Source organism: Streptomyces violaceus, from assembly GCF_036014075.1.
Classification (GTDB): Bacteria; Actinomycetota; Actinomycetes; order Streptomycetales; family Streptomycetaceae; genus Streptomyces; species Streptomyces violaceus.
Genome location: NZ_CP107911.1, coordinates 2578729 through 2601425 on the forward strand (window position 1 = coordinate 2578729; position 22697 = coordinate 2601425).

Annotated in this window: 22 protein-coding genes and 5 tRNA genes; 8 read left to right on the forward strand and 19 right to left on the reverse strand. The window is 71.2% G+C overall.

What is annotated here, in order from left to right:
• The first annotated feature begins 140 nt into the window (after window positions 1-140).
• Window positions 141-1979, forward strand: coding sequence for an HSP90 family protein (locus OG542_RS11400; RefSeq protein WP_328417871.1), 1839 nt, complete (start codon window positions 141-143; stop codon window positions 1977-1979).
• Window positions 1976-4918: a tetratricopeptide repeat protein gene (locus tag OG542_RS11405; RefSeq protein ID WP_328410404.1), complete on the forward strand. Its 2943-nt coding sequence runs from the start codon at window positions 1976-1978 to the stop codon at window positions 4916-4918. The genes OG542_RS11400 and OG542_RS11405 overlap by 4 nt, the downstream gene beginning before the upstream one ends.
• Before the next feature lie 9 nt (window positions 4919-4927).
• Here OG542_RS11405 and OG542_RS11410 read toward each other — a convergent pair whose 3' ends face one another.
• Window positions 4928-6739, reverse strand: a complete 1812-nt coding sequence (locus OG542_RS11410; protein ID WP_328410406.1) for a DAK2 domain-containing protein — start codon at window positions 6737-6739, stop codon at window positions 4928-4930.
• 246 nt (window positions 6740-6985) lie between these two features.
• Between OG542_RS11410 and rpmB the strand changes: the two genes are divergently transcribed.
• Entirely contained in the window at window positions 6986-7171 is a 186-nt protein-coding gene (gene rpmB, locus OG542_RS11415; protein WP_004924906.1) for a 50S ribosomal protein L28, read from the forward strand.
• A gap of 86 nt (window positions 7172-7257) precedes the next feature.
• On the opposite strand, the gene thiD is transcribed toward rpmB, so the two are convergent.
• Both thiD and OG542_RS11425 read right to left on the reverse strand, forming a co-directional pair.
• Entirely contained in the window at window positions 7258-8049 is a 792-nt protein-coding gene (thiD, locus tag OG542_RS11420; protein WP_328410408.1) for a bifunctional hydroxymethylpyrimidine kinase/phosphomethylpyrimidine kinase, read from the reverse strand.
• Window positions 8046-9011, reverse strand: coding sequence for a thiamine-phosphate kinase (locus tag OG542_RS11425; protein ID WP_193481917.1), 966 nt, complete (start codon window positions 9009-9011; stop codon window positions 8046-8048). Before OG542_RS11425 ends, thiD begins: the two co-directional genes overlap by 4 nt.
• Window positions 9012-9217: 206 nt before the next feature.
• Between OG542_RS11425 and OG542_RS11430 the strand changes: the two genes are divergently transcribed.
• Both OG542_RS11430 and OG542_RS11435 read left to right on the forward strand, forming a co-directional pair.
• Window positions 9218-9451: an Lrp/AsnC family transcriptional regulator gene (locus OG542_RS11430; protein ID WP_193481916.1), complete on the forward strand. Its 234-nt coding sequence runs from the start codon at window positions 9218-9220 to the stop codon at window positions 9449-9451.
• A gap of 20 nt (window positions 9452-9471) precedes the next feature.
• A complete protein-coding gene (locus OG542_RS11435; RefSeq protein ID WP_385867185.1) occupies window positions 9472-9990 on the forward strand; it encodes a DUF3515 domain-containing protein in 519 nt (172 codons plus the stop codon).
• A gap of 24 nt (window positions 9991-10014) precedes the next feature.
• Here the strand turns inward: OG542_RS11435 and OG542_RS11440 are convergent, their stop codons facing one another.
• Genes OG542_RS11440 through OG542_RS11450 form a run of 3 tightly spaced genes read right to left on the reverse strand, consistent with a single transcriptional unit; the run spans window position 10015 to window position 13042 of the window.
• Window positions 10015-11172 carry a D-alanine--D-alanine ligase family protein gene (locus OG542_RS11440; RefSeq protein ID WP_328410410.1) on the reverse strand — a complete coding sequence of 386 codons (1158 nt, stop codon included), beginning with the start codon at window positions 11170-11172 and terminating at the stop codon, window positions 10015-10017.
• A gap of 59 nt (window positions 11173-11231) precedes the next feature.
• On the reverse strand, window positions 11232-12242 hold the full coding sequence (locus OG542_RS11445; protein ID WP_328410412.1) for an NAD(P)H-dependent glycerol-3-phosphate dehydrogenase: 1011 nt from the start codon (window positions 12240-12242) through the stop codon (window positions 11232-11234).
• Complete coding sequence (locus OG542_RS11450) at window positions 12239-13042, reverse strand: lysophospholipid acyltransferase family protein (protein WP_311127912.1); 804 nt, start codon at window positions 13040-13042, stop codon at window positions 12239-12241. The genes OG542_RS11445 and OG542_RS11450 overlap by 4 nt, the downstream gene beginning before the upstream one ends.
• Before the next feature lie 159 nt (window positions 13043-13201).
• Here OG542_RS11450 and cofC point away from each other — a divergent pair, with 159 nt between their 5' ends.
• Together cofC and OG542_RS11460 are read left to right on the forward strand one after the other, a co-directional pair.
• Window positions 13202-13840 (forward strand): 2-phospho-L-lactate guanylyltransferase, encoded by a 639-nt coding sequence (gene cofC, locus OG542_RS11455; RefSeq protein ID WP_328410416.1) that lies wholly within the window; start codon window positions 13202-13204, stop codon window positions 13838-13840.
• Between the two features lie 9 nt (window positions 13841-13849).
• Window positions 13850-14053 (forward strand): hypothetical protein, encoded by a 204-nt coding sequence (locus OG542_RS11460; RefSeq protein ID WP_184598572.1) that lies wholly within the window; start codon window positions 13850-13852, stop codon window positions 14051-14053.
• A 72-nt stretch (window positions 14054-14125) separates the two neighbouring features.
• On the opposite strand, the gene OG542_RS11465 is transcribed toward OG542_RS11460, so the two are convergent.
• The 4 genes from OG542_RS11465 to leuC form a co-directional block, all read right to left on the reverse strand.
• A complete protein-coding gene (locus OG542_RS11465; protein WP_189727937.1) occupies window positions 14126-14770 on the reverse strand; it encodes an HU family DNA-binding protein in 645 nt (214 codons plus the stop codon).
• A gap of 136 nt (window positions 14771-14906) precedes the next feature.
• Window positions 14907-15137 carry an SCO5555 family protein gene (locus OG542_RS11470; RefSeq protein ID WP_193481910.1) on the reverse strand — a complete coding sequence of 77 codons (231 nt, stop codon included), beginning with the start codon at window positions 15135-15137 and terminating at the stop codon, window positions 14907-14909.
• A gap of 277 nt (window positions 15138-15414) precedes the next feature.
• The gene (gene leuD / locus OG542_RS11475) at window positions 15415-16008 is read right to left on the reverse strand and encodes a 3-isopropylmalate dehydratase small subunit (RefSeq protein WP_193481909.1); all 594 of its coding nucleotides are present in this window, start codon (window positions 16006-16008) and stop codon (window positions 15415-15417) included.
• A gap of 6 nt (window positions 16009-16014) precedes the next feature.
• Window positions 16015-17445, reverse strand: a complete 1431-nt coding sequence (leuC, locus tag OG542_RS11480) for a 3-isopropylmalate dehydratase large subunit (protein ID WP_193481908.1) — start codon at window positions 17443-17445, stop codon at window positions 16015-16017.
• A 196-nt stretch (window positions 17446-17641) separates the two neighbouring features.
• On the opposite strand from leuC, the gene ndgR reads away from it, so the two are divergent.
• Window positions 17642-18358 carry an IclR family transcriptional regulator NdgR gene (ndgR, locus tag OG542_RS11485; protein WP_184598579.1) on the forward strand — a complete coding sequence of 239 codons (717 nt, stop codon included), beginning with the start codon at window positions 17642-17644 and terminating at the stop codon, window positions 18356-18358.
• 188 nt (window positions 18359-18546) lie between these two features.
• On the opposite strand, the gene OG542_RS11490 is transcribed toward ndgR, so the two are convergent.
• From OG542_RS11490 to OG542_RS11530, 9 genes are all read right to left on the reverse strand, one after another.
• Window positions 18547-18619 (reverse strand) — tRNA-Glu (locus tag OG542_RS11490).
• Window positions 18620-18647: 28 nt separating this feature from the next.
• Window positions 18648-18719: transfer RNA gene (locus OG542_RS11495), tRNA-Gln, on the reverse strand.
• A 20-nt stretch (window positions 18720-18739) separates the two neighbouring features.
• Window positions 18740-18812, reverse strand: a tRNA-Glu gene (locus tag OG542_RS11500).
• A gap of 41 nt (window positions 18813-18853) precedes the next feature.
• Window positions 18854-18926: transfer RNA gene (locus OG542_RS11505), tRNA-Glu, on the reverse strand.
• 21 nt (window positions 18927-18947) lie between these two features.
• Window positions 18948-19019 (reverse strand) — tRNA-Gln (locus OG542_RS11510).
• Between the two features lie 92 nt (window positions 19020-19111).
• Entirely contained in the window at window positions 19112-19843 is a 732-nt protein-coding gene (locus OG542_RS11515) for an HAD family hydrolase (RefSeq protein ID WP_311127909.1), read from the reverse strand.
• A gap of 203 nt (window positions 19844-20046) precedes the next feature.
• Complete coding sequence (gene gltX, locus OG542_RS11520; RefSeq protein WP_328410419.1) at window positions 20047-21531, reverse strand: glutamate--tRNA ligase; 1485 nt, start codon at window positions 21529-21531, stop codon at window positions 20047-20049.
• The gene (locus OG542_RS11525; protein WP_328410421.1) at window positions 21524-22300 is read right to left on the reverse strand and encodes a fumarylacetoacetate hydrolase family protein; all 777 of its coding nucleotides are present in this window, start codon (window positions 22298-22300) and stop codon (window positions 21524-21526) included. The genes gltX and OG542_RS11525 overlap by 8 nt, the downstream gene beginning before the upstream one ends.
• A gap of 173 nt (window positions 22301-22473) precedes the next feature.
• Window positions 22474-22665 carry a hypothetical protein gene (locus OG542_RS11530; protein ID WP_328410423.1) on the reverse strand — a complete coding sequence of 64 codons (192 nt, stop codon included), beginning with the start codon at window positions 22663-22665 and terminating at the stop codon, window positions 22474-22476.
• Window positions 22666-22697 lie beyond the last annotated feature (32 nt).

Here is a 22697-nt window from a genome sequence, read left to right on the forward strand (position 1 = left end):
CGTATACGTCCCGGAAATCCCTGGTCAGACGGCTGGTTCGGGCCTTAGGATGGCGCGCTCCCGGCCCTTCTTCGCGGTCACCGCCCCACCGGGACCGCCCGACCCCGCGCCGTCTCGAGTCCCCCACCGGCGCCGTGATGATGGATTCCGAGACCTCACAGGCTTCCCAGGCACCCCGTTCGCCCCAGTCACCTCATACGTTCCAGGTCGACCTGCGTGGTCTGGTGGACCTGCTCTCCCACCACCTCTACTCCAGTCCCAAGGTGTATCTGCGCGAGCTGTTGCAGAACGCGGTGGACGCCATCACCGCCAGACGCGTGGCGGAGCCCGACGCCCCGGCCCGGGTGCGGTTGTCCGCGCAGGGCGGCATCCTGCGCGTCGAGGACACCGGCGTGGGGCTCACCGAGGCGGACGTGCACAGCCTGCTGGCCACGATCGGGCGCAGTTCCAAGCGTGCCGAGGGGCTGCAGGAGGCCCGCTCCGACTTCCTCGGGCAGTTCGGCATCGGGCTGCTGGCCTGTTTCGTCGTGGCCGAGCGGATCCGGGTGGTCAGCCGCAGCGCCCGTACGCCCGGGGCGCCGCCCGTGGAGTGGACGGCGCGCGACGACGGTTCGTACACCGTGCGGACGCTGCCGGACGCCGAGCGGCCCGAACCCGGCACCACCGTGCATCTGGTGGCCCGGGCGGGGGCCGCGGAGTGGCTCACGCCCGAGCGGGTCACGGCCCTGGCGCGGGACTTCGGGTCGCTGCTGCCGTACGACGTCCGGGTGGGCGACGAGGCGGTCACCGACCTCCCCGCGCCCTGGGACCGTTCGTATCCGAGCCCGGCCACCCGCCGCGTCGCCCTCGCCCGGCACTGCCACGACCTGTTCGGCTTCACCCCGTTGGACACGATCGACCTGGCCGTGCCGCTGGCCGGCATCCGCGGGGTGGCGTATGTGCTGCCGTCGGCGGTCAGCCCGGCCCAGCGCGCGGGTCATCGCGTGCATCTCAAGGGCATGCTGCTGACCGAGCGGGCCGAGCAGCTGCTGCCCGACTGGGCGTTCTTCGTGCGCTGCGTGCTCGACACGGACAGCCTGCGGCCGACGGCCTCGCGCGAGTCGCTGTACGAGGACGAGACCCTGGCCGCCGTACGGGAGGCGCTGGGCGAGAGGATCCGCGCGTGGCTGACGGGCCTGGCGGCCGGTGATCCGGAGCGGCTGGCCGCGTTCCTGTCGGTGCACCACCTGGGTGTGAAGTCGCTGGCCCGGCACGACCACGAGATGCTGCGCACGATGCTGCCGTGGCTGCCCTTCGAGACGACCGACGGACGGCTGTCCCTGGAGGAGTTCGCGCAGCGGCACCCGGTGGTGCACTTCACGCGCACCGTCGAGGAGTACCGGCAGGTCGCGCCGATCGCGTCCGCGCAGGGCATCGGAGTGATCAACGGCGGTTACACGTACGACAGCGAGCTGGTGGAGGCGCTGCCTTCGGTGCGGCCGGGGACCGTGGTCGCCGAGCTGGACGCGGACACGGTGACCGCCCATCTGGACGCCGTCGACCCGGCCGAGGAGCTGGCCCTGTCGGGCTTCCTGGCGGCGGCGCGGGCCCGGCTCGACCCGCTGGGCTGCGATGTGGTGCTGCGGGCCTTCCACCCGCTCTCGGTGCCCGCGCTGCACCTCGACGACCGGGACGCCCGGCACGAGCAGGCCCGGGCCGACGCTCAGGCGCAGGCCGACGACCTGTGGGCGGGCATCCTCGGTTCGCTGCGCGGCAGCGCCCCACGCGCGCGTCTGGTGCTCAACCACCTCAATCCGCTGGTCCGGAAGATCAGCGCGCTGCACGACCCGGAGCTGATCGGCACGGCGACGGAGTCGCTGTACGGGCAGGCCCTGCTGATGGCGCAGCGGCCGCTGAGGCCCGCCGACTCGGCGCTGCTCAACCGCGCGTTCATCGGTCTCCTGGAGTGGGCCACGCACAGCGAGGACGGTCAGGTATGAGTGAGATCACCGACTTCGACGCCCTGCGCCGGGCGATGGCGGAGAACTCCGACGAGCCGGAGGGGCCTGCCCGCAACGCGCGCGCGGAGGAGCTGCTGGCGGCGGCCGAGAAGCTGAACATCCCGCTCGCCGTGATCGAGGCGCTCGGGCACCAGCTGAAGGTCTACAACTACAGCTCCGAGAAGGGGAAGATGTTCGTCCCCTTCGCGCGGCTGCTGCGGCTGTGGGACGAACGCCCCGAGGACTTCGACGAGTACGAGACCCACTCGCTGCACTGGGTCTTCAAGTGGGTGTCGTCCGGCATGCTCGACCAGCCGCACATCCCGCTCGCGTCGATCGAGAAGTGGCTCGGCGAGATGGAGCACCGCTACCGGCTCGCCGGGCACTCCGAGCGGGCCGTGCGCAGCGCCGAGCACAGCGTGGCCGCGCATGTCGGGGACATCGCGCGGACCGAGCGGGCGTACGCCGCGTGGCTGGCCGCCGACCGGGACACCATGGCCGACTGCCATGCGTGCGAGCTGCACGGGCAGGGCTGGTGGCAGGCGGGGCAGGGCCGGGACGCGGAGGCCGTGGAGCTGTGGCGGCCGGTGCTGGAGGGCGAGTACACCTGTGCCCACGAGCCGCACACGGCCCTCGCCTCCTCCCTGGTGCCGCTGCTGCGGCTGGGCCGCCCGGACGAGGCACGCGCGAACCATCTGCGGGGCTTCCGGCTCGTACGGGCCATGGAGAGCATGCGCGGGGCGTACGCGGAGCACGTGGAGTTCTGCGCGCTGACCGGCAACGAGGCGCGCGGTCTCGAGCTGCTCGCGGAGCGGCCCGCGTACTTCACGGACGACGGGCAGCCGCAGAGCAGGCTGGAGTTCATGAGCGTGGTGGCCCTGCTCATGGACCGTCTGACCGGCCTCGGTCTCGGCGACCGGCAGGTGCCGGGCCCGGCCGGCCGGGAGTGGACCGCCCGGGAACTGGCCACGCACGCGCGTGCGGAGGCCCTCGCCCTGGCGGCGCGCTTCGACGAGCGCAACGGCACGGGATACGTCAGCGAGCGGGCACGCGCGCGGATGGCGCGGCAACCCCTGGTGGAGCGGCTGCCACTGGGGGTGCGGTCGGTGCGGCCCATCCCTCCGCCCGCTCCCCCGGCCGTGACGACCGCTGTCACCGGGCGGCCGGATCCGCAGGCGCTGCTGGCCGAGGCACGGCGGCTGTCGGACAACCTGCTGCCCGACGCGGTGGAAGCGTGGGCGGCGGTCGGCGGGGCCGCGGAGGGCGTCGAGCTGGACCCGCGCGACCGGGCCGAGATCGCGGACCACGAGGCGATGGGCCTCGGCCCCGAGGGTGCCGTGCTCTTCGAGCGGGCCGCCGAGCTGTACGCCGAGGCGGGCGACCCGGGCGAGGCCCTGGCGGCACGCGCGCGTGCGGCGTACGTACGCGCTCTCGGGGGCGACGTGGACGGGGCGGTCGCGGCCGTGGCCGGCCCGTACGACGAGATCCTCGCGCTGCACGCCGCCGGCGGCACGGGACTGCGGCAGACGGCGTCCGTCCTGATGGGACGGGCCCGGATCCTGATGCGCCGGGCGCACGAGGCCGAGGGGCCCGGGACGGAGGCGGTGCTCGCCGAGGCCGAGGCCGCCGTCCGCGAAGTCCTGGCGCTCGTCGACGGGCGGACCGGGGAGGACGTACGGCTGGCCGCGCGGACCGCAGAGGCGCAGGCGATGCTCGCCGAGCTTGCGGGACTGGCCGGGGATCTGAAGACGGCCGCGGGGCTGTTCGCGCGGGGCGCGGCGGCGTTCGTGGCGGCGGGGCTGCCCTGGTTCGCGGTGGAGTACGAGGCCCGGCTCGCCGCCCTGGCCCACCACCTCGACGACATGGCGGAGGCGGAGCGGGCGCTGCGGGCGGCCCTGGAGCACGGCGGGGCCCATCTGGAGGCGCCCGGCCGGGCCCAGCTGCATCTCCAGCTCGCCGAGGTGGTCGGCGGCCGGGGCGAGGCCGTGGAGGCCGCCGAGCACGCCTTGCAGGCGGCGCACTGGGCCGACGAGGCGGGCGAGAGCGCGACGCTGGGTGCCTGGGCACGGCAGCAGCTCGGCGGGTTCCTGCTGCGGCAGGGGCGGTGGGCCGAGGCCGCGGAGGTGCTGGAGTCCGCGCTGCCCGATCTGACCGCCGAGACGCACGGCGACGGGGCGGTCGTGCAGACGCGGTGGTGGCTCGGCGACTGCCTGAGCGAACTCGGCGAGCACCGCGCGGCCGCCGAACGGCGTCTGCAGGCAGCCGAGATCGCCCGGCACTGGCCCGAGCAGCACGACCACGCCACCCTCGCCCACCTGGCCGGTGAGTCCCTCGGGCAGGCCGGACTGGCAGCCGATGCGGACCGGGCCTACACGCGCGCGGGCCATCTGTGGCGCGAACTCGGCAACACCCACGGGCTGGTCCGCTCTCTGCGCGCCCGCGCCCGGCTGGCGTTGCACGCGCGGGACGGGCTGGAGGAGGCACGGGGCCTGATGGCGAGCGCCATCCGGGAGTGCGAGGCGGCGCGGGACACGGCCGCCGAGGAGGAGTCCCGGCTCCGGTTCGAAGCCGAACTCGGCCACACTCACCGGCAGTTCGGCGACCTGCTCGCCCGTTCCGTCTCCGAAGGCGCCGAAGACGCCTCGAGCCGGACCGTGATCGAGGAGGCCCTGTCCCAAGTGGTCCGGTCGGTCGAGGTGTTCACGGCCCTCGGCGACAGCGCCCTGCACAGCCGCACCGGCGCCGAGCTGGCCGCGGGCTGGCTGGAGGCCGACCTGGGCCGCCCCTCCGAGGCCGTGGCACGCGCGCGTGCGGTGCTGGCGGCGTACGAGGGACACGACGGCTTCGATGACACGGGGGCCGTCGAGGGCCAGGAGGTGCGGGCCCGGCGGGCGGAGGCCGGGCACCTGCTCGAGTCCGTGGCGGCGCCGCAGGGGTGAGTCGCCGCCCTACTCCACGCCGATGAGGAGCAGGGCCCCCTGCCGTCCGCCCCGGTACACGACCGTGTCGACGGCGAGGTACCCCTCGCGGACCCGGCCCTCCAGATGTTCGGCGATCGCCTCGGGGGCGTCGTCGCCGAGCACCAGGGTGACCATCTCGCCCCCGGCCGCGAGCATCCGGTCCAGGACGGTCCCGGCGGTGGCCGCGACATCCGCGCCGATCACGGCCACGTCGCCGTCGATCAGGCCGAGGACGTCGCCGGCCTGGCAGATGCCGGCCATCGTCCAGGACTGGCGTTCGGCGACGGTGACCTCGGCGTAGCGGGTCGCGCCGGCCGCCGAGGTCATCGACACGACGTCCTCGTCGAAGCGGCGCTCCGGCTCGTGCACGGCCAGTGCGGCGATGCCCTGGACCGCCGAGCGGGTCGGGATGAGGGCCACGCGGATGCCCTCCGTGCGGACCTGCTCGGCCGCCGCCGCGGCCGTGTGACGCAGTTCGGCGTCGTTGGGCAGCAGCACGACCTCGCGCGCGTGGGCCCGCCGTACGGCCTGCACGAGTTCGCCGCTCGCGGGCGGCTCCCCGGGGCGTGCGAGCACGGTGGTCGCGCCGGCCTCGGTGTACAGCCCCGCCAGGCCCTCACCGGGCACGACGGCCACGACGGCACGCTGGGCGCGCTCCCGGGGCGGCCGCTCGGCGCCGGTGGTGTGCACGTCGCCGGCGCCGAAGTGCGTGATGCGGATCCGGTAGGGCCGGCCGGCCTCGATGCCGGCCTCGACGGCGGCGCCCGCGTCGTCGACATGGATGTGAACGTTCCACAGCCCGTCGCCCCCGACCACGACCAGGGAGTCCCCCAGGGCGTCCAGCCGCTCCCGCAGCCGCGCCACGGCCGCGTCCTCGGCCTCCAGGAGGTAGATCACCTCGAAGGCGGGCCCGTCCTGGGCCGCCACGGCGGTGCTGTCGGCGCACCGACCGCCGACGGGTTCCACGCGCGTGTGGAGGTCTTCGTCCGGGCCGGGGCCCAAACCCACCGGGCCCTCAGCCACCCCTCCCCCGGACGCCCTGGCCCCTGGAACGCTCGCCGCACCAGCCACACCACCAGCAGCCGCAGCCGCGCCCTCCATCCCCGCGCTCACCCGCACCGCACCCGCCACCACCGCCCGCGGCATCTCCCCCGTGAACGTCTCCACCAGCGCCCCGAGCACCGCCACCAGCCCTCGCCCACCGGCGTCGACCACCCCGGCGCGTTCCAGGACGGGCAGCTGGCCCGGGGTCGCGGCGAGAGCCGTGCGCGCTCCCTCGTAGGCCACCCGGGCCACCTTCCCGCAGTCGCCCTCGGCACCGTCGGCGGCGTCGGCGGCGGCCGAGGCGACCGTGAGGACGGTGCCCTCGACGGGGTGGGCCACGGCCTGGCGGGCGGAGTCGGCCGCGTGCCGCAGGGCGAGCCGCAGGCCCTGGCCGTCGGCGTGGGCGGCCTCGTCATCGGCCAGCACCTGGGCCATGCCGCGCAGCAGCTGGGCGAGGATCGTCCCGGAGTTCCCGCGGGCGCCGATGAGCGCCCCGTGCGCCATCGCCCGGACGGCATCGGCGAGCGTCGGCCCTTCGGGGCCCGACCCCGCCGCATGGCCCGCGAACACCGCCTCGACCGCCGCGACCGCGGACTCCACGGTCAGGTACAGGTTCGTGCCGGTGTCCCCGTCCGCCACGGGGTAGACGTTGATCGCGTCGATCTCCTCACGCGCCCGCCCCAGCGTCTCGAGAGCGAGACCACACCAGGTGCGCACCGCGACAGCATCGAAGAATGTCTGCGGCACCTGCGCCACTGCGCCTCCCTCAGCTGCTGGACGTGGCACGCAGCGTAGTCACCGGGGCGGCCCGAACCGGAAGCGGGCCGGAGCCGGCCCCTGAGCTGCCATGGTAGTTTCGCTCTACGGGTGCAGCCGTTGTATGCTGCTCCGGTTGCCCGATCTGATCGGGCCTTCCTCCTGGCAGCGCCACTCAGATCCTCGATCCTGATCCCGGCATGCCGGGATCAACCGTAAGTGCATCTGAAGTCTTTGGAGTGACCCGTGGCTGCCAACTGCGACGTCTGCGGCAAGGGGCCGGGCTTCGGCAACAACATCTCGCACTCGCACCGCCGTACGCCCCGTCGCTGGAACCCGAACATCCAGCGTGTGCGTACCGTGGTGGGCGGGACGCCGAAGCGCGTGAACGCTTGCACCTCGTGCATCAAGGCCGGCAAGGTCTCGCGCTGACGCTCAGCTAGCGCGCGGCCACTGCTGGTTCGCTCAAGAGAGCCGGTCCACCCCTGGTGGACCGGCTCTTTGCCGTGCCTGGATCCTCAGGAACCGACCCGGAACCGCCAGCCGTGATCCACCGGGCCGATGCCCCCACCGAGCGCGAAGCCGGCCGCGACGGCCCCCGTGACGTACTCCTTGGCCGCCGTCACCGCCTCCGGCACGGACCGCCCCTTCGCGAGCTGTGAGGCGATCGCGGAGGCCAGGGTGCAGCCCGTACCGTGCGTGTGCCGGTTGTCATGGCGCGGCGCCCGCAGCCAGTGCTCCTCGGAGCCGTCGGTGAGCAGATCGACGGCGTCCCCGGGCAGATGCCCGCCCTTGATCAGCACCCACCGCGGCCCGTACGCCAGCACGGCCGCCGCGGCCCGCCGCAGCTGCTCCTCCGACTCGACCCGCACCCCCGTCAGCTGGGCCACCTCGTCGAGGTTCGGGGTGGCGACCGTCGCCACCGGCAGCAGCTTCGTACGGACGGAGTTTAGGGCCGAGGCGGCGAGCAGGGAGTCGCCGTGCTTGGAGACGCCCACCGGGTCGACGACCGCCGGGGCGTCCGTCACCGCGAGCAACTCGGCCACCGCCTCCACGAGTTCCGCGGAGGCCAGCATCCCGGTCTTGACCGCCTGGACGCCGATGTCGTCGACGACACTGCGGTACTGGGCCCGCACCGCCTCCACGGGCAGCTCCCAAGCCCCCTGCACGCCGAGGGAGTTCTGCGCGGTCACCGCCGTGACGACGCTCATGCCGTGCACGCCGAGCGCGAGCATGGTCTTCAGGTCGGCCTGGATGCCCGCGCCTCCGCCGGAGTCGGAGCCCGCCACGGTAAGGACGTTGGGGATCATGACTCCATGTCTCCGAAGTGGTCCCAGCCGCCCTTGCTGGTCCACGGCGCTCCGTCCACCGTGACCTGGGGCAGCGCCGAGGGGTTGAGGACCTCGCCGATGACCTTCCAGCGGGCGGGCAGCTTCACGTCCGACGGGAAGGTCGCCACGATCGCGTGGTCCTCTCCCCCGGTCAGCACCCACTGCATGGGGTCGACGCCGACGGCCTGCCCGATGTCGTTCATCTGGGTCGGGATGTCGATCGCCCCGGAGCGGATGTCGATCCGCACCTTGCTGGCCTCGGCGATGTGCCCGAGGTCGGCGATCAGTCCGTCGCTCACATCGCACATCGCGGTCGCCCCGAGCCCGGCGGCGGCCGGACCCGCGTGATAGGGCGGCTCGGGACGCCGATGGGCCTCCACGAACGCGCGCGGCGAGCGGAACCCCCGCGACAGCACCGCGTACCCGGCCGCCGACCAGCCCAGCCAGCCGGTCACCGCGACGAGGTCGCCGGGCTGGGCGCCCGCCCGCGTCACGGGCTCCTGGTTGCGCAGATCGCCGAGCGCCGTGATCGACACCATGATCGAGTCGCCGCGTACGACGTCACCGCCGACCACGGCGGCGCCCGCAACCTGGCATTCGTCGCGCAGGCCGTCCATCAGCTCGCTCGGCCAGGTCACCGGCAGTTCGGCCGGGACGACCAGACCGAGCAGCAGCGCGGTCGGTACGGCGCCCATGGCGGCGATGTCGGCGAGGTTCTGCGCGGCCGCCTTGCGGCCCACGTCGTAGGCCGTCGACCAGTCCCGGCGGAAGTGCCGGCCCTCCACCAGGATGTCCGTACTGGCCACGACCCTGCGGTCGGGCGCGGCCACCACGGCGGCGTCGTCGCCGGGACCGACCCGGACCGCCGGGGTGGTGGTCAGACGGGAGGTGAGCTCCCTGATGAGCCCGAACTCACCGAGCTCACCAACAGTGCCCTTCATTTCCCTCTCTCCCCTTCTGTCCCTGTCCATGCCCGGTCGCGAGGCATCTGGGGCCTCGCTACGGTCGAAGTGACCGTCACGTTCTGCCGGACCCGCACCCCGGCGCGCAAGACCCGGCCCCCGCGGGTCTCCCCGTGGTGAGCGGCGACGCGATACCGTGGCGTTCCTTTTCCCCACATGATCCTCGTGGCCGCCCTGGAGGTTCCGTGGTACAGGCGTACATCCTGATCCAGACGGAGGTCGGCAAGGCGTCGACCGTCGCCGAGACGATCAGCAAGATCCCTGGGGTCGTCCAGGCCGAGGACGTGACAGGACCGTACGACGTCATCGTGCGGGCCCAGGCCGACACCGTCGACGATCTCGGTCGCCTGGTGGTCGCCAGGGTCCAGCAGGTGGACGGCATCACCCGCACCCTGACCTGCCCGGTCGTCCATATCTAGCCCCCGTCTACCCTGTGCCGGTGAACTCTTTCCGTCACCGGCACCGTTCTGTCTTCCGTATGGTCCGCCTGCCCGCTCTCGCGCTGTTGATCACTGTCGCGGGCTGCTCCTCAGCAGACGACAGCGCGTCGGCGGCGGTTCCCAGTCCGGGCACCAAGGCCATGGAACTGTGCCGGAACCTGGACAAGGTACTGCCCGCGAAGGTGGACGATGAGCGTCGCGAGGATCCCGAGCCGGCGTCGGCGCTGACGGCGGGCTGGGGCAGCCCGGCGATCATACTGCGCTGCGGTGTTCCGCAGCCGCCGAAGATGATCGATCCGAAGGTGGCGGACGGACGTGATCCGGACGCGGTCGCCGGGGGTGTGAACGGGGTGGACTGGCTGATGGAGGAGCGGGGCGACGGGGGGCATGTCTTCACCACCGCCAACCGGGAGGCGTACGTGGAAGTGCGCGTCCCGGAGGGGCCGGACAGCTCCGGGGTGCTGATCGATCTGGCCTCCGCCGTGAAGAAGGCGATCCCCGAGGGGATCGCCTCCTGACACCTCCTGCGACGCGCGGTCGACTCAGCGCAGGCCCGTCGAACGGCGCAGTGCCGCCTGCACCAGGAGGTCCAGCAGCTCCGGGTAGGACACCCCGCTGGCCTGCCACATCTGCGGGTACATCGAGATGGGCGTGAAGCCGGGCATCGTGTTGATCTCGTTGATCACGAACTCGCCGTCCTCGGTGAGGAAGAAGTCCGCGCGGACCAGACCCTCGCAGGACGCCGCGTCGAAGGCGTCGACCGCCAGGCGCTGGACCTCGGCCGTCTCCTCCGGCGTCAGCGGCGCCGGCACGATCCCCGGCGTCGAGTCGATGTACTTGGCCTCGAAGTCGTAGTAGGCGTGCGCCTCGGCAGTGGGGATCTCGGCGGGGGCGGAGGCCCGGGGGCCGTCCTCGAACTCCAGGACGCCGCACTCGATCTCGCGGCCGCGCAGCGCGGCCTCCACGAGGATCTTCGGGTCGTGCCGCCGGGCCTCGGCGATCGCCTCGTCGATTCCGGAGAGGTCGTCGACCTTGGTGATGCCGATCGACGAACCGGCGCGCGCGGGCTTCACGAACAGCGGCCAGCCGTGCTCGCCGGCGAAGTCCACGATCCTCTTGCGGGCGGCGGTCTCGTCCTGGTCCCACTCGCACGGGCGGACCACCATGTACGGGCCGACCCTGAGCCCGAAGGAGGTGAACACCCGCTTCATGTACTCCTTGTCCTGGCCGATGGCCGAGGAGAGCACACCCGAACCCACGTACGGGATGCCGGAGAGCTCCAGGAGGCCCTGGAGGGTGCCGTCCTCGCCGTACGGGCCGTGCAGCACCGGAAAGACCACGTCGACCTCGCCGAGCGCCTTGGGAACCGATCCCGGCTCGCTGTAGACGACTTCGCGGTTGGCGGGGTCGACCGAGAGGATCACTCCGCCCTCGTCGGACTCGGCGAGCGCGTCGACACTCGGCGGGCGCCGGTCGACGATCGCCATCCGCTCCGGTTCGTCCGCCGTGAGCGCCCAACGGCCGTCCTGGGTGATGCCGATCGGCAGGACGTCGTACTTGGTCCGGTCGATGGCCTTGAGGACGGCGCCGGCGGTGACCACGGAGATCCCGTGTTCGGAGCTGCGCCCGCCGAACACGACGGCCACACGCGGCTTGCGAGGCGGCTGCTCGGGGCTCTGGGGGAGGTTCTCGGTGCTCATATCGGGTTGAGAGTACCCGTTGGTAGGGCCGGGAGACAGCGCCCCCGGCGTCGCGTCGCTCAGCGTCGCTCGGGCTTCGCGCTGCGCGACATCAGCTCCTTGAGGGCCACGACCGGAGGCTTTCCCTCGTGCACGATGTCGACGACCGTCTCGGTGATCGGCATGTCGACTCCGTGCCGGCGGGCCAGATCCAGCACCGACTCGCAGGACTTGACGCCCTCGGCGGTCTGCTTGGTGACCGCGATGGTCTCCTGCAGGGTCATGCCCTTGCCGAGGTTGGTGCCGAACGTGTGGTTGCGGGACAGCGGCGAGGAGCAGGTGGCCACCAGGTCGCCCAGGCCCGCGAGTCCGGAGAAGGTCAGCGGGTCGGCGCCCAGGGCCATGCCGAGCCGGGTGGTCTCCGCGAGACCGCGGGTGATGAGCGAGCCCTTGGCGTTGTCGCCGAGGCCCATGCCGTCCGCGATGCCGACGGCGAGCCCGATGACGTTCTTCACCGCGCCGCCGAGTTCACAGCCGACGACGTCGGTGTTGGTGTACGGGCGGAAGTACGGCGTGTGGCAGGCGGCCTGGAGCCGCTGGGCGACGGCCTCGTCGGTGCAGGCGACCACGGCGGCGGCCGGCATCCGCGCGGCGATCTCCCGGGCCAGGTTGGGCCCGGTGACCACGGCGATGCGGTCCGGACCGACCTTGGCGACGTCGTCGATCACCTCGCTCATCCGCATCGCGGAGCCGAGTTCGACGCCCTTCATCAGCGACACGAGGACCGTGCCGGGGGCCAGCAGCGGGGCCCAGTCGGCGAGATTGCCGCGCAGGGTCTGCGAGGGGACCGAGAGGACCGTGAAATCGGCGTCCGCCGCGGCTTCCGCGGGATCCGTCGTGGCCCATACGTTCTCCGGCAGCTCGACGCCCGGGAAGTAGTCGGGATTGGTCCGGGTGGAGTTGATCGCCTCCACGAGTTCCGGACGGCGCCCCCACAGGGTGACCTCGCACCCCGCGTCGGCGAGCACCATGCCGAACGCCGTACCCCACGAACCGGCGCTCAGGACCGCCGCCTTGACCGGTTTGCTCACTTGCCCAGCCCCTCTTCCTGCGCCGACTGCACGGACTGCACCGATTCCTGCCCGCCCCGCTGTGTCTGCGCCTGCGTGCGGCGCCGCTGTTCGATCCGCTCCCGGCGCGGGTCGTAGGGCGTATCGGGCGCCCTCTGCCCGCGGACCTGCTCCAGCTGACAGGTGACGGCGGCCATGATGACCTCGGTGGCTTCCTTCAGGAGCTCCGCGGTCATCTCCCGGTCGTAGAACCGCGTGAGGTCCACGGGCGGTCCGGCGAGCACGCGGTGCGTCTTGCGCGGCAGAAGGTGCGGCTTCTTCGCGTACGGCGGCAGCAGCTCGTTGCAGCCCCACTGGGCGACGGGGATCACCGGGCACTTGGTCTCCAGGGCGACGCGCGCCGCCCCGGTCTTGCCGGTCATGGGCCAGCCTTCCGGGTCGCGGGTGAGAGTGCCCTCGGGATAGAAGGCGACGCATTCACCGCGGTTCACGGCGTCGATCGCGGCCCGGAATGCGCTGAGCGCGTCCGTGCTCTCGCGGTAGACGGGGATCTGCCCGGTGCCTCGCATGGCGGCCCCGACGAATCCCTTCTTGAAAAGCCCGCTCTTCGCGAGGAATCGCGGGACGCGCCCGGTGTTGTACTGAAAGTGCGCGTAAGCGAAGGGGTCGATGTGCGAATTGTGGTTCACCGCGGTGATAAATCCACCATCAGCCGGAATGTGCTCGATTCCGCGCCAGTCCCGCCTGAGCAGAACCACCAGCGGCGGTTTGCAGATCACCGCAGCTAGGCGGTACCAGAAGCCGATTCTGCGGCGGGGCACGCGGACACCTTCCTCTAGGGCCTGAAGCGGGGGCCACCGGGGGGCCGCACAAGTGTCGCCCCAGGCCGCCGGTCTGTCGAGAACACCGTACGCCCCGCCCCACCCGCCGCCCGATGCCCCGGGTGACAATGACCGCGACAAGAGAGGGACGGAACACCTGTGCAGTGGACGTTGGTCGTACCCCTGAAACCCCTGGCCCAGGCCAAGAGCAGGCTTGCGGACACCGCGGACGACGGGCTGCGGCCGGGCCTGGCGCTCGCCTTCGCCCAGGACACCGTGGCGGCCGCGCTGGCCTGCCCCGCGGTACGGGATGTGGCAGTCGTCACCAACGACGCCCGGGCGGGCCGTGAGCTGGCCGTACTCGGCGCCGCGATCATCCCCGACGAGCCCGGCAGCGGCCTCAACGCCGCTCTCGCGCACGGGGCGGGGATCATACGGTCCACCCGCCCCGGAAGTCCGGTGGCCGCGCTCAACGCCGATCTGCCGGCTCTGCGCCCGCCGGAATTGACTCGGGTACTCGACGCGGCCACTGAATTCCCGCGCGCATTTCTCCCGGACGCGGCCGCAATCGGTACGACCCTGCTGGCCGCCACCCCGGGCCGTGAATTGCTCCCCATCTTCGGCACCGATTCCCGGGCCCGGCACCGCGCCTCAGGGGCCGTCGAACTGAGCCTTGCCGACGTGGATTCCGTACGCCAGGACGTGGACACCGGCGACGACCTGCGCAACGCGCTGGCCCTGGGGGTCGGTCCTCATACGGCCGCGGCCGCCGCGCGGTTACTGATCCCCGGGCAGTAGGCTGCGGCCATGCAGGCGACCGCGTACACGTACGACCCCGAAAGCCGCAGCGGGCAGGTGCTCCTGGACGACGGCACCCCGGTGCCCTTCGACGCACCGGCGTTCGACGCGGGGGGGCTCAGGCTGCTGCGCCCTGGGCAGCGCGTGCGCATCGAGGTGGAAGGCGCCAAGGACGACCTCAGGATCACTCTGGTGACGCTGCAGACCCTCTGACCTCTGCTTGAACACGCCGCGGGCCGGACTCCATGCGGGAGTCCGGCCCGTCGCGTGAGTACCCCGGCGCCCTTACTTCTTGCGGGCGGTGGTCTTCTTGGCGGTGGTCTTGCGCGCCGTCGACTTCTTGGCGGGCGCCTTCTTGGCCGTGGCCTTCTTCGCCGGGGCCTTCTTGGCGGTGGTCTTCTTCGCGGCGGTGCTCTTGGCGGTCGCCGTGGTCTTCTTGGCGGGCGCCTTCTTCGCCGTCGTCTTCTTCGCGGCCGCCGTCTTCGTGGTCGCCTTCTTCGCCGTCGTCTTCTTGGCGGTGGCCTTCTTCGCGGCGGCCTTCTTCGCGGTCGTCGCCTTCTTCGCCGCGGCCTTCTTGACCGTCGCGCCGGCACCGCCGGTCAGGCTGCCCTTCGGCGCCTTCTTGACCGAGACCTCGCCACCGCGCGGCAGCTTCTTCGAGCCGCTGACCAGGTCCTTGAAGCCCTGACCCGCGCGGAAGCGCGGAACGGAGGTCTTCTTGACCCGAACCCGCTCGCCCGTCTGGGGGTTACGAGCGTAGCGCGCCGGACGGTCGACCTTCTCGAACGAACCGAAGCCGGTGACCGAGACCCGCTCACCCGAGACGACCGCGCGGACGATGGCGTCCAGTACGTGGTCGACAGCATCGGCGGCCTGCTGGCGGCCGCCCATCTTGTCGGCAATCGCTTCTACGAGCTGCGCCTTGTTCACGTCTTCCCCTTCGGAGACATCGCCAGAACGAAAGTGTTCAAGCTTTTTCGCACGTTAGGCAGATATATACCGCAAATCAAACACGAAACGGGCTTCTCACCCTTGTGCCGCAACGAACTCGACGGTGTCGTCCGGTTCAGCGTTCCTCGTCGGGGAGATGCCCCTCGTCGAGGTCCACGGTGAACCGTTCCAGCCGCCTTGCCGCTTCGGCGAGATCGTGCTTGGCCGCGGCCGTAATGACCAGCAGCTTCCGGGTCAGCGCCATCCGTACGCCCTCCGGGACTTGCAGTGCGCGCACTCTTGCGTGCGCTTCCTTGAGTTGGCCCGCGACTGCCGCATAGAGCTCGAGTTGGCCGTCGTGTTCCATGCACAGATTGTGCCATCTGGGGCGAGTTGTCGCCTGCGCAGGGGACAACTACCGCCGCAAACGGCCTTCCGGGCACACGTGGAAGTCACGGCTGTACACCTCGCGTACCCCGGCAACCACCGGCATAACGTGGGAAGTTGAGTGGCGCCCTCCGGGCGGGCAGGGCCGTTCGGGTGCAGACACAGCTGTACCCCCGATCGGGCTGATCGGGGGTACAGAGGGGGTGTTGCGGTGGCCGAAAGTCGCCTTGTTCAGGAGCGGCGGATCGTGCTCCGGATCAGATCTGGAGTGTCTGCGGCTTGAACACGGGGCGCTTCGCCTCGTACGCGGCGATGTCCGCCTCGTTCTGGAGGGTGATCGAGATGTCGTCGAGGCCGTTGAGCAGCCGCCAGCGGGAGTTCTCGTCCAGCTCGAAGGAGGCGGTGACGCCCTCGGCGCGCACCTCGCGGGCGACCAGGTCGACGGTGATCTCGGCCTGCGGGTCCTTCTCGGCGAGTTCCATCAGCGCGTCCACGATCTTCTGCTCCAGAACGACCGTGAGCAGGCCGTTCTTGAGCGAGTTACCGCGGAAGATATCGGCGAAGCGGGAGGAGATCACGGCCTTGAAGCCGTAGTTCTGCAGCGCCCAGACGGCGTGCTCGCGGGAGGAGCCGGTGCCGAAGTCGGGGCCGGCGACCAGGACGGTCGCGCCCTGCCGCTCGGGCTGGTTGAGCACGAACGACGCGTCCTTGCGCCAGGCCTCGAACAGCCCGTCCTCGAACCCGTCGCGCGTGACCTTCTTGAGCCAGTGGGCGGGGATGATCTGGTCGGTGTCGACGTTGCTGCGGCGCAGCGGGACGGCCCGGCCGGTGTGGGTGGTGAAGGCTTCCATGGCTGATCAGACTCCAGCGGGCGTACGGGTGTCGGCGGCGGACAGGTCGGCCGGGGAGGCCAGGTGGCCCAGGACGGCGGTCGCGGCCGCGACCTGCGGCGACACCAGGTGCGTGCGGCCGCCCTTGCCCTGCCGGCCCTCGAAGTTGCGGTTGGAGGTGGACGCGGAGCGCTCACCCGGGGCCAGCTGGTCGGGGTTCATGCCCAGGCACATCGAGCAGCCCGCGTGCCGCCATTCGGCGCCGGCGTCCTTGAAGACGACGTCCAGACCCTCGGAAACGGCCTGCAGACCGACCCGCGCGGAGCCCGGGACGACCAGCATCCGTACGCCGTCGGCGACTTTGCGGTCCTTGACGATCTCGGCCGCGGCACGCAGGTCCTCGATGCGGCCGTTGGTGCAGGAGCCTACGAAGACGGTGTCCACCTTGATGGAGCGCAGCGGCTGTCCCGCCTCCAACCCCATGTACTCCAGGGCCTTTTCGGCGGCGAAGCGCTCCGATGCGTCTTCGTACGAAGCAGGGTCGGGGACGGACGCCGAAAGGGGTGCGCCCTGGCCGGGGTTGGTGCCCCAGGTGACGAACGGCGCCAGCTCGGTGGCGTCGATGACGACCTCGGCGTCGAACTCGGCGTCCTCGTCCGTCCTGAGCGTCTTCCAGTACTCGACGGCCGCGTCCCAGTCGGCGCCCTCGGGGGCGTGCGGGCGGCCCTGGAGGTACGCGAAGGTGGTCTCGTCCGGGGCGATCATGCCCGCGCGGGCGCCGGCCTCGATCGACATGTTGCAGATGGTCATGCGGGACTCCATCGAGAGCTTCTCGATGGCCTCGCCGCGGTACTCCAGGACGTAGCCCTGGCCGCCGCCGGTGCCGATCTTCGCGATGATCGCCAGGATCAGGTCCTTGGCGGTGACGCCGTCGGGCAGTTCGCCGTTGACCGTGATCGCCATGGTCTTCGGGCGGGACATCGGCAGCGTCTGGGTGGCCAGCACGTGCTCCACCTGGGAGGTGCCGATGCCGAACGCCAGCGCGCCGAAGGCGCCGTGCGTGGAGGTGTGCGAGTCGCCGCAGACGACGGTGGTGCCGGGCTGGGTCAGACCCAGCTGCGGCCCGACGACGTGCACGACGCCCTGCTCGACGTCGCCCAGCGGGTGCAGGCGCACGCCGAAGTCGGCGGCGTTCTTGCGCAGCGTCTCCAGCTGGATCCGGGAGACCGGGTCGGCGATGGGCTTGTCGATGTCGAGGGTGGGGGTGTTGTGGTCCTCGGTGGCGATGGTGAGGTCGAGGCGCCGCACCTTGCGGCCGCTCTTGCGGAGGCCGTCGAAGGCCTGCGGGCTGGTCACCTCGTGCAGCAGGTGCAGATCGATGAAGAGAAGGTCGGGCTCGCCCTCGGCGCGCCGGACGACATGGTCGTCCCAGACCTTCTCCGCGAGTGTCCTACCCATCGCTGTTCCCTCCGGCCGACGACGATCCGCCGGCCCAACTAGAGATCTTGAGGAGGCGGGCCCGCGCCCCTGGATTCCGCGCATCCGCCGCCAGGCCCGTACGTCACGGGCCGTTGTGACTTCGTGTCTTCCAGAGTGGCGGGTTCCACGGAAAATTGAACTTGCGTTTCACAGAGTGAGACGCGAGTATCGTTTCATGGACAACAGTAGCGGCGTCGGCGTTCTGGACAAGGCGGCCCTCGTCCTGAGCGCTCTGGAGTCCGGTCCGGCCACCCTCGCGGGCCTGGTCGGTGCCACCGGACTGGCACGACCCACGGCCCACCGCCTGGCCGTGGCCCTGGAACACCACCGCATGGTGGCGCGCGACATGCAGGGCCGTTTCATTCTCGGCCCTCGCCTGGCGGAACTCGCCGCGGCCGCGGGTGAGGACCGTCTCCTCGCGACCGCCGGCCCGGTGCTCACCCACGTCCGTGACATCACGGGCGAGAGCGCGCAGCTCTACCGCCGCCAGGGCGACATGCGTATCTGTGTCGCCGCGGCGGAGCGTCTGTCCGGACTCCGGGACACGGTCCCGGTCGGCTCGACGCTCACGATGAAGGCCGGATCCTCGGCACAGATCCTGCTGGCCTGGGAGGAGCCGGAGCGGCTGCACCGCGGTCTGCAGGGCGCCCGTTTCACGGCGACTGCCCTGTCGGGTGTGCGGCGCCGGGGCTGGGCCCAGTCGATCGGCGAGCGCGAGCCGGGCGTCGCGTCCGTCTCCGCGCCGGTGCGGGGACCGTCGAACCGTGTGGTGGCGGCCGTGTCGGTGTCCGGCCCCATTGAGCGCCTGACGCGCCACCCTGGCCGAATGCATGCCCAGGCCGTGATCGACGCGGCGGGACGCCTTTCCGAAGCGCTGCGACGCACTGGCTGAACCGACTGATCGCTTTCGGGGAGAGCAGGCCTCAACGCCGCGGCAGGCTTTCCCCGACAGGCGCCGTGGCAGGGACGGTTTCGTCGTCGGGTGCGCGGCCGGCAGTGGTTGCGCGCAGTTCCCCGCGCCCCCAAGAAATGGGCGTACGCAAGAGGCCCTACACCGAAGTGAAGGGCCTCTTCTCTGCGTACCCCCGACCGGATTCGAACCGGCGCTACCGCCTTGAGAGGGCGGCGTGCTAGGCCGCTACACAACGGGGGCGTGGAGCCTGCGTTTCCGCAGGTCCGAGCTGGTCTACCTGGACTCGAACCAAGACTAACTGAACCAGAATCAGCCGTGCTGCCAATTACACCATAGACCAATGTGGTTTAGACCAGTCAGTACCCCCGACCGGATTCGAACCGGCGCTACCGCCTTGAGAGGGCGGCGTGCTAGGCCGCTACACAACGGGGGCCCTAGCAGTTCCGAGATGATCGTCGATCCTTCGGAACCCTGTACCCCCGACCGGATTCGAACCGGCGCTACCGCCTTGAGAGGGCGGCGTGCTAGGCCGCTACACAACGGGGGCCTTGCAGATGAGCTCTGCGAGCTGGCCTACCTGGACTCGAACCAAGACTAACTGAACCAGAATCAGTCGTGCTGCCAATTACACCATAGGCCACTGGAACGCAAGCCCCCTAAGGGGTTCTTGTTCTAGTTGTGCGCCTGGGGTTCCTGGCCTTCCGGCCCGCTTCCCGCGGCGCAGGAAGAACATTACCTGAAGGTGGACGGGGCTCCAAAACGACTATCCGGGCCGAGCAGTGAGGGCAGTTCGGCGAGGGAGGCGATGCGGTGCGGACCGACGGGCGGCTCGATCGTGGCGTACATGCCGCCGCGGTCGATCCACACCGACAGCAGCCCGGCGTCGGCGGCGCCCCGCCCGTCGATCTCCGGGTGGTCACCGACGTAGGCGACCTGGTGCGGCGGCAGATCGAGGGCCGTGCAGGCGGCGAGGAACGCCCCGGCCTCGGGCTTGGAGACGCCGAGCTCGGCGGCGCACAGGATGCTCTCGAAACGGTCGTGGACGCCGAGGACGCGCAGCTTGTGGTCCTGGACGTGGATGCTGGAGTTGGAGAGCACGGCGTGCCGGTGGCTGGCGGCGAGGGCGTCGAGGACCGGCAGGACGTCCGGGAAGAGGGTCCAGACCTCCTCGTAGTGGGCGCGGTACCGCTGGAACCACGCGTCGGCCTCGGCGTCGGTCAGCTCCCGGCCCAGGAACACCCGTACGCGGTCGCGCCGCTGGGCCTCGAAGGTGGCCTCCCCTGCCGCGAAGCGCGCCCATTGCAGGTCGGTGATCTCCCGCCAGCGCGCGAGGGCCTGGTCGACGGTGTCGTAGTCGTCGAGCAGGCCTTCGGTCGTCAGGTGGGCGCGCATGCCGAGGCGGTCGGCGGTGGTGTAGTCGAAGAGGGTGTCGTCGACGTCCCAGACCACGGCTTGGATGCTCATGGTCCGACCGTACCCACCGCGCCCCGGGCTCAGCCCAGGGTCATCGTGCCCGTAGCCGCCGGAGGGGCCCGGCGCCGGTGGCGGTGGTGCCGTCCCGGGCGGGGAGCCGGAGTTGGCCGGGAGGGTGAACTCCGGGTGGCGGCTGGGCGGGCACGACGAGGGCGGCGTCCGAAGCGGACGCCGCCCTCGTGGTGGGTGGTGCGTTACGCCGCCAGCTTCTCCAGCGCCGCGTCGATCCGGGCCAGGGTCTGCTCCTTGCCCAGGACCTCCAGGGACTCGAACAGCGGCAGGCCGACCGTGCGGCCGGTGACGGCGACACGGACGGGGGCCTGGGCCTTGCCGAGCTTGAGGCCGTGGGCCTCACCGGCGGCCAGGACGGCCTCCTTCAGAGACTCGGCGGAGGTCCAGTCGGCGGCCTCCAGCTTCTCGCGGGCGGTGCGCAGGAGGGCGTCCGAGCCTTCCTTCATGGCCTTGGTCCAGCTGGCCTCGTCCACCGCCGGCTCCGGCAGGAACAGGAAGTCGACGTTGTCGGTGATCTCGGAGAGCACCTTGAGGCGGGTCTGCGCGTGCGGCGCGATGGCCTGCCACTTCGCCTCGTCGAAGGCCTCCGGGTCCCAGGGGGCGAAGGGGGCCCGGAGCCACGGGGCGCAGCGCTCCGTGAAGTCCTTCACATCCAGCAGGCGGATGTGGTCGCTGTTGATGGCCTCGCACTTCTTCAGGTCGAAGCGGGCCGGGTTGGGGTTCACGTCGGAGATCTCGAACGCCGCGATCATCTCGTCGATCGAGAAGACGTCCTGGTCGGCCGAGAGGGACCAGCCGAGCAGGGAGAGGTAGTTGAGCAGGCCCTCGGGGAGGAAGCCGCGCTCCCGGTAGAGGTTGAGGGACGACTGGGGGTCGCGCTTGGACAGCTTCTTGTTGCCCTCGCCCATGACGTACGGCAGGTGGCCGAAGGACGGGATCTCCTTGGCGATGCCCAGCTCGGTCAGCGCCTTGTACAGGGCGATCTGGCGCGGGGTGGAGGAGAGCAGGTCCTCGCCGCGCAGGACGTGGGTGATCTCCATCAGCGCGTCGTCGACCGGGTTGACCAGCGTGTAGAGCGGGGCGCCGTTGGCGCGGACGATGCCGTAGTCCGGGACGTTCTCCGGGGTGAAGGTCAGCTCGCCGCGGACCAGGTCCGTGAAGGTGATCGTCTCGTCGGGCATCCGGAAGCGGACGATCGGCTCCCGGCCCTGGGCCTTGTACTCCTCGACCTGGGCGTCGGTCAGCTCGCGGCAGTGGCCGTCGTAGCCGGAGGGCTTGCCGGCGGCGCGGGCGGCCTCGCGGCGGGTGTCGAGCTCGTCCTGGGAGCAGTAGCAGCGGTAGGCGTGGCCGGCGTCGAGCAGCTTGGCCGCGACGTCCTTGTACAGGTCCATGCGCTGCGACTGGCGGTACGGCGCGTGCGGGCCGCCCACCTCGGGGCCCTCGTCCCAGTCGAAGCCCAGCCAGCGCATCGAGTCGAGCATCTGGGTGTACGACTCCTCGGAGTCGCGGGCCGCGTCGGTGTCCTCGATGCGGAAGACCAGAGTGCCCTGGTGGTGCTTGGCGAACGCCCAGTTGAACAGGGCGGTGCGCACCAGGCCCACGTGCGGGTTACCGGTGGGCGACGGACAGAAACGGACGCGTACGGGAGTGCCGGGTGCGCTAGCCACGCTTGACAACCTTGTTGGTGAGAGTGCCGATGCCTTCGATGGTGACGGCGACCTCGTCGCCGACGTTCAGGGGGCCGACCCCAGCCGGGGTGCCCGTGAGGATCACGTCGCCGGGGAGCAGCGTCATGGCCTCGGAGATGTTGACGATCAGGTCCTCGATGGAGTGGATCATCTCGCTCGTACGGCCCAGCTGGCGCTGCTGGCCGTTGACCGTGAGCTGGATGGTGAGGTCGGCCGGGTCCAGGTCCGTCTCCACCCAGGGGCCGAGCGGGCAGGAGCTGTCGAAGCCCTTGGCCCGGGCCCACTGCTTCTCGCGCCTCTGGACGTCGCGGGCGGTGATGTCGTTGGCGCAGGTGTAGCCGAAGATCACGTCCTTGACGCGCTCGCGCGGGACCTCGCGGCACATCCGGCCGATGACCACGGCCAGCTCGGCCTCGTGGTGCACCTCCTCGGAGAAGGAGGGGTACTGGATGTCGTCGCCGGGGCCGATCACCGAGGTGGAGGGCTTGAAGAAGGCGAAGGGGGCGTCGGGGACCTCGTTGCCGAGTTCCCTGGCGTGCTCGGCGTAGTTGCGGCCGAAGGCCACGACCTTGTTGGGAAGCACCGGCGGCAGCAGCCTGACCTTGCTCACCGGCACCTTCGTACCGGAGAGTTCGAAGTCCGCGAACGGGATGCCCTTGATGATGTCCAGGACGAGCTCGTCCTGCTTTTCGCCCTCGATGGCGCCGAAGGCGACGTTCCCGTCGATGGAGAATCTGGCGATGCGCACGGGATGCTTGGCCCCTTGACTGAAGCGGCTGGAGTCTGACGCTCCAGGCTAACGCGGGCAGGTGTCCGCGCCGCGCTCATGGTGAAGGGCGCCCCCCGTCGTCGGAGGGCGCCCTCGATGTTCGGGTCCTGCCGCCTTGAGCAGTCGGCGGCCGGTGCGCGTACTACCTGGTGTCACACCGCGGCCGCGGCGGCCGCGGCGGGGACCTCGGTGAGGATGGTGCGCTTCGGGTTGGCGGTCTGGGCGGGGAGTTCGACGCGGTGCTCCGGCTGCTCCGGCGTCTGCAGTTCGTCGGCGTCGTCCAAGTGCGCCAGCGTCGTGCGTCGCGGGTTTGCGATCTTGTGGAACATCGTCGTCGTCTTCACTGTTTACTTGCACCCTGTCCTGTGACGGCGCC

Coding starts and splice junctions, on each gene's coding strand:
- OG542_RS11405 (WP_328410404.1), top strand. CDS start 1,976: ATGAGTGAGATCACCGACTTCGACGCCCTGCGCCGGGCGATGGCGGAG.
- OG542_RS11515 (WP_311127909.1), bottom strand. CDS start 19,843: ATGAGCATCCAAGCCGTGGTCTGGGACGTCGACGACACCCTCTTCGAC.
- ndgR (WP_184598579.1), top strand. CDS start 17,642: ATGGACAACAGTAGCGGCGTCGGCGTTCTGGACAAGGCGGCCCTCGTC.
- OG542_RS11470 (WP_193481910.1), bottom strand. CDS start 15,137: ATGGAACACGACGGCCAACTCGAGCTCTATGCGGCAGTCGCGGGCCAA.
- leuC (WP_193481908.1), bottom strand. CDS start 17,445: ATGGGTAGGACACTCGCGGAGAAGGTCTGGGACGACCATGTCGTCCGG.
- OG542_RS11460 (WP_184598572.1), top strand. CDS start 13,850: ATGCAGGCGACCGCGTACACGTACGACCCCGAAAGCCGCAGCGGGCAG.
- thiD (WP_328410408.1), bottom strand. CDS start 8,049: ATGATCCCCAACGTCCTTACCGTGGCGGGCTCCGACTCCGGCGGAGGC.
- OG542_RS11425 (WP_193481917.1), bottom strand. CDS start 9,011: ATGAAGGGCACTGTTGGTGAGCTCGGTGAGTTCGGGCTCATCAGGGAG.
- OG542_RS11400 (WP_328417871.1), top strand. CDS start 141: ATGGATTCCGAGACCTCACAGGCTTCCCAGGCACCCCGTTCGCCCCAG.
- leuD (WP_193481909.1), bottom strand. CDS start 16,008: ATGGAAGCCTTCACCACCCACACCGGCCGGGCCGTCCCGCTGCGCCGC.
- OG542_RS11440 (WP_328410410.1), bottom strand. CDS start 11,172: ATGAGCACCGAGAACCTCCCCCAGAGCCCCGAGCAGCCGCCTCGCAAG.